Annotated in this window: 4 protein-coding genes; all 4 read left to right on the top strand. The window is 41.9% G+C overall.

Going from position 1 to position 5,245, the window contains the following annotated elements:
* Positions 1-111 precede the first annotated feature (111 nt).
* The 4 genes from PLK24_RS07965 to PLK24_RS07980 all read left to right on the top strand — a co-directional run bounded on the left by PLK24_RS07965 (position 112) and on the right by PLK24_RS07980 (position 5,159).
* Positions 112-1,038: an SDR family oxidoreductase gene (locus PLK24_RS07965; RefSeq protein WP_324477958.1), complete on the top strand. Its 927-nt coding sequence runs from the start codon at positions 112-114 to the stop codon at positions 1,036-1,038.
* A 133-nt stretch (positions 1,039-1,171) separates the two neighbouring features.
* Positions 1,172-2,422: a nucleotide sugar dehydrogenase gene (locus PLK24_RS07970; RefSeq protein ID WP_324477960.1), complete on the top strand. Its 1,251-nt coding sequence runs from the start codon at positions 1,172-1,174 to the stop codon at positions 2,420-2,422.
* A gap of 33 nt (positions 2,423-2,455) precedes the next feature.
* On the top strand, positions 2,456-3,814 hold the full coding sequence (locus PLK24_RS07975) for an oligosaccharide flippase family protein (protein WP_324477961.1): 1,359 nt from the start codon (positions 2,456-2,458) through the stop codon (positions 3,812-3,814).
* Positions 3,798-5,159: a phenylacetate--CoA ligase family protein gene (locus tag PLK24_RS07980; protein WP_324477963.1), complete on the top strand. Its 1,362-nt coding sequence runs from the start codon at positions 3,798-3,800 to the stop codon at positions 5,157-5,159. The genes PLK24_RS07975 and PLK24_RS07980 overlap by 17 nt, the downstream gene beginning before the upstream one ends.
* Positions 5,160-5,245: the final 86 nt, after the last annotated feature.

Consider the following 5,245-nt stretch of genomic DNA (forward strand, 5'->3'; position numbering starts at 1 on the left):
GGTGGGGGGGGTGAAATATCCCGAAATCGTTTGATACGAGACCAATATTCTTATGTGAGCAAATGAATCAACGCGTATATATACAGTGCATAGTAATTTGGGTGAATTCATTTGAAATACGTCGTTACGGGAGGAGCAGGATTTATAGGCTCCCATATTGCTGAATTTCTTTCACATAAACATGAAGTGGTAATCCTCGACAATCTCTCCACCGGAAAACGGGAAAATATCGGGTTTCTTCTCGACATGGAAAATGTTGCATTTGTTGAGGGGAGTATTACCGATGCCACCTTGTTGCATGATGTGTTTCAGAATGCGGAGGGAATTTTTCACCAGGCTGCAATTCCTTCTGTCCCCAGATCCATAGAAAATCCGGCTGCCACAAACGAGGCAAATGTTACAGGGACGCTCCATGTTCTCATCGCTGCAAAGGATTGTGGAGTAAAGAAGGTCGTGTATGCTTCATCGTCATCGGTGTACGGCGATACGCCCACTCTCCCCAAGGTAGAGAGCATGCCACCCAACCCGAAATCCCCGTATGCCGTATCCAAACTTGCAGGGGAATATTATTGCCGGGTATTTTCCGAGGTCTACGGACTTGAAACCGTATCTTTGCGTTACTTCAATGTGTTCGGACCCCGGCAGGACCCGATGTCGCAGTATGCGGCGGTCATCCCCCGGTTTATCACCCGGATACTGGATGGCAAGCCACCGGTAATCTTTGGGGACGGGAAACAAACAAGGGATTTTACGTATGTAAAAGACGTCGTCCAGGCGAATGTGAAAGCAATGCAGAGCAATGCATCCGGAGTCTTCAACGTTGCATACAACCAGCGGATCAACCTGCTCGAACTGGCCGACTTAATCATGGAATACACGGGAATTCGTGTTCGCCCCGTGCACGAGGCCGCCAGACCCGGTGATATTAAAGATTCACTCGCGGATATCTCTGCAGCAAGGAAAGCATTTGGCTATTCCCCTGATTACACGGTAAAGACCGGGCTGCAGGAGACAATAGAATGGTTCAGGGCACAATGATGTATTCGCTTATTCATATGAATGAAGGGTGCAGAAAGGATTGCAGAGATGACAGGTTAGGTACCGGACCGGTTATTGTATCTGGTTATTTTCTGGTTTATTCGGAAAAGACAGGAATACAGGAGACGATACCATGATTCAGAAGAAGATCACCGCTAAAACCGTCTGCGTCGTTGGTCTTGGATACGTGGGCCTTCCCCTTGCCCAGGCTTTTTCCCGGCACGTAAAGACAATCGGTTACCGGCGCAACCAGGAGGCCGTGGACAAACTCAATGAAAACGGGCAGGGTACTTTTACAGCTACCACGGACCCCCGGCGCATCCGCGAAGCAGACATCGTCATCATCTGCGTCCCCACCCCTGTCACCAGGAACAAGCAGCCGGACCTCGGACCGATCATCGACGCCACCACAACTGTCGGGCGAAACCTCAAGAAGGGCGCTATCGTCGTCGGTGAATCCACCGTCTGGCCCGGCCTCACCGAGGAGATCATGGTACCGATCCTTGAACGTGAATCCGGGATGAAGTGTGGCCGGGACTTTTCGGTCGGATACTCCCCCGAGCGGGTCAATCCTGGCGACGATGAGCACACCATCGACAAGATTACCAAGATCGTCGCCGGCATGGACGAGGAGACCACAAACATCCTTGCCGAACTCTACGGCCTGATTACCAATGTCTATATCGCAAAGGACATCCGGACCGCCGAAGCCGCGAAAGTGATCGAGAACGTGCAGCGGGATTTGAACATTGCACTCTTCAACGAACTCTCGATTATTTTCCACAAGATGGGACTCGACACAAAGGCCGTCATCGATGCCGCTGCGACCAAGTGGAACTTCATCCGGTTCTCGCCCGGCCTTGTCGGCGGGCACTGCATCCCCGTCGACCCCTACTACCTCGTCCACAAGGCGCAGGAGCTTGGCTACCACCCCCAGGTCATTCTTGCCGGCCGGGCTATCAACGATGCCATGCCCGAACACGTCGCGATGCTGACTATCAAGGGATTGAATGAAGCGGGAAAGGTAATCAAGGGGTCAAAAGTCCTCATCATGGGATTAACCTACAAGGAGAACGTGCCCGATACACGGGAGACGCCTGTTGTTGGGTTGATTAAGGTTTTAAAGGAGTTCGGGGTGGAGGTGTATGGATACGATCCGTTGTTGACAAGGGAGGAGATCGCAGGGTTTGGAGTGGAGCCTGTGGATGGGCTGAAAGAGGGGATGGATGCAGTGGTGGTCACGGTGGGGCACCGGGAGTTCCGCGGGATTTCATTGGAAGAGATAGCAGGAACGATGAGGGGGAGGCCGGTCGTGGTGGATGTGAGGGGGGTGTATGGCAGGTTCCATGCTGAGAAAATGGGTATTTGGTATGCGGGGTTATGAGATAAACGGAATGAGATAATCATTTTTTTAATCATGACAGATTTGGAATCATTTATAGAAAAAAACAGGGAAGTAATTGTGGGTGTCTTTTTAACAGTAACATCATATTTTTATGAATTAGTTTTTAAGGAAAAAGTCGATGATGGTGTTAAAAGTTTTATTCAAAATTTTTCTTTTGTGGGTTTGGGGACTCTAATCTCAACGCTTTTTTCATTTATTTTTTCTGTTATTGGAGGACGAATACTCGGACCTTCGGGGTATGGGAGTTATTCATTAGTCCAGTCTATCGCGATGCTACTCTATATACCAATGGTATTGGGATTCAATACGGCAATGATAAAATATTGTTCAGAAAGCGAAGATGAAACTCAAATTGCTAATATTATATCTACAACGTACATTGTAATTATTCTGCTCATTACTTTAACAGTTCTTTCCTATCTATTATTGATCCGTCTATTAATGGCTTTATTTTCAGTAGATCCTGAATTAATCCTATTATCGATTATTTTTTCAATATTTTTCGTATTTTATACACTATCAACCTCGATATTGAGAGGATTGCATCAAATGAAAAAACTAGCTTTGTATCAGGCTTTGTTTGGATTTTTACTTTTAACTATGTTTCTTATTCTCATTCAATCTGCCTCATTTAAGTCAATGATTTATCCTTATTATTTTGCATATGGTCTCGTTGGCTTGAGTATCACACTTCAATTGAAGAAATATATTACATTGCGAATTGATTTCCAATGGCTTAAAAAAGCGTGTAAATACAGTTTTTATGCTTTGATTGGTGGCCTGGGTTTTACCCTCTATTCAAACGTGGATCGTGTTATTATCAATTATTACATGGGTGTTGAAAATGTTGGAATATATGGGGTTTATTATTATGCTTCATTTGCATTTATCGGGTTTCTTTCAGGTATTTTTATCACAATATTTTTTCCAACAGTGTCGAGGTCGCAGAGTAAATTTTCCATTTACTTAAAATTAAAACAAATTATGCCTTATATCATTATCCTGGGGATACCCGGTGTTTTTCTTAGTGAATTTATTATCCTGACATTTTTTGGAGAAAAATATCCAATAAATATTCTGCTCATGGGACTATTCGCTATTACTGCAGTGCTTGCAACATGTTATACACTATTTGCCTGGTTTTTTAGTGCCGGAGGAATTAGGGGCGCGCGATTTACAATTTCAGGAACAGTACAAGTTGCATTTGTTAATTTAATTCTGAATATTGTTTTCATTCCCCGAATTGGATTATATGGGGCTATTTTATCAACAACTATTGCATTTATCTTGGGATTTTATTATATTTGGTATTATGGTAACAAATATTTTGATAATTTAGTCGGGGGAGTCAATCATGATGTTGAAAAATGAAAATTTTGTTCCAAGAATTCATTTTAATCTGATAGTAAAAAGAAAATACAAAAATGAATATCAATTGCTTTCAACGCTTTCAGATCGTTTTACATTGGATAATTTCATTAAAAATAAAAGAAATAACCTCCTTTTCCATGCATATAATCATTGTCGATATTATAATGAGATATTTAAGGGAATAGACTTAATTCATGATGGTATCGTTGATGAGTCCCGTATTTGTGAAATCCCCCTTTTAACGAAAGATATCATAAGAAAGCATCATCAGGATCTCGTATCTGATGATTGCCACATGAGAAAATGTTTTTTCAATTCTTCGGGAGGTTCCACTGGTGAACCTGTCCGATTAGTGCAGGATGAAATCTATCAAAAATGGGCATCGGTTACCAATTATTATTATTATAAAAATATCCTCAATATCGACGAGCCAATTGTAAAAAAAGTTATTCTCTGGGGATCTGAGCGTGATCTCTTCCAAGGAGGTATGGGCTATAAAGCAAAGATTCAGAACTGGCTCTCGAATACAGTCTTCCTGAATAGTTTCAGGATGTCCGAACAAAACATTGAGCAATACATTCATACTATAAATTCTTTTAAACCCGAGATCATCCGGGGATATGCCGGATCGCTTTTTGAATTGTGCAAATATGCAGAAAGGAAAAAAATGCCGCTTTATTCCCCAAAACTTGTCATAAGCGCAGCAGAAACGTTATCTGATACGATGAGAGATGTTATTGAATCAAATTTTGGAACGAAAGTATTTAATTTCTATGGATCTAGGGAAGTCAGCAATTTAGCCGGTGAATGTGAGAATGGATTATTACATTTGTTTCCATTCTGGAATTATGTGGAGGTGTTAGATAATGACAATCAACCAGTTCGAGAAGGGGAAGAAGGAAAAGTTGTCATAACAAATTTATATAACTATTCCATGCCGCTTATTCGCTATGAAATTGGCGATATGGCAATCCTTGGTCCAGAAAAGTGTTCTTGTGGACAGGTTTTACCCACATTGAAAAAAGTGACGGGAAGAATTACGGATCACTTTATTCTAGAAAATGGGACAATGGTGCCAGCTGAATTTTTTATTCATCTTTTAGGTGTTGTATGTTATCAGCAAGGAATATTTGAAAAATTCCAGGTAATTCAAGAAGATTACAATAAAATCCGAATTAATATTGTAACCCGTAAAGATATTTCAGATCAATATAAAAATATTGTTAATGAAAAGATTAGAATGGTAATGGGATTTGAATGCAATATCATCTGGAATATTGTTGATGATATACCTAAAACACCGAGTGGCAAGTATCTGTACACAAAGTCAATGATATGGAAATAACAATGGATGCTGCTATTTATCAGAATTCTGAATTAAAATATCCTCGTGAACCCCCCTTTCACCCATCGTGCCAGTATCCGGAATAT

Source organism: Atribacter sp., from assembly GCF_035418125.1.
GTDB lineage: Bacteria > Atribacterota > Atribacteria > Atribacterales > Atribacteraceae > Atribacter > Atribacter allofermentans.

Coding starts and splice junctions, on each gene's coding strand:
- PLK24_RS07970 (WP_324477960.1), top strand. CDS start 1,172: ATGATTCAGAAGAAGATCACCGCTAAAACCGTCTGCGTCGTTGGTCTT.
- PLK24_RS07975 (WP_324477961.1), top strand. CDS start 2,456: ATGACAGATTTGGAATCATTTATAGAAAAAAACAGGGAAGTAATTGTG.
- PLK24_RS07980 (WP_324477963.1), top strand. CDS start 3,798: ATGATGTTGAAAAATGAAAATTTTGTTCCAAGAATTCATTTTAATCTG.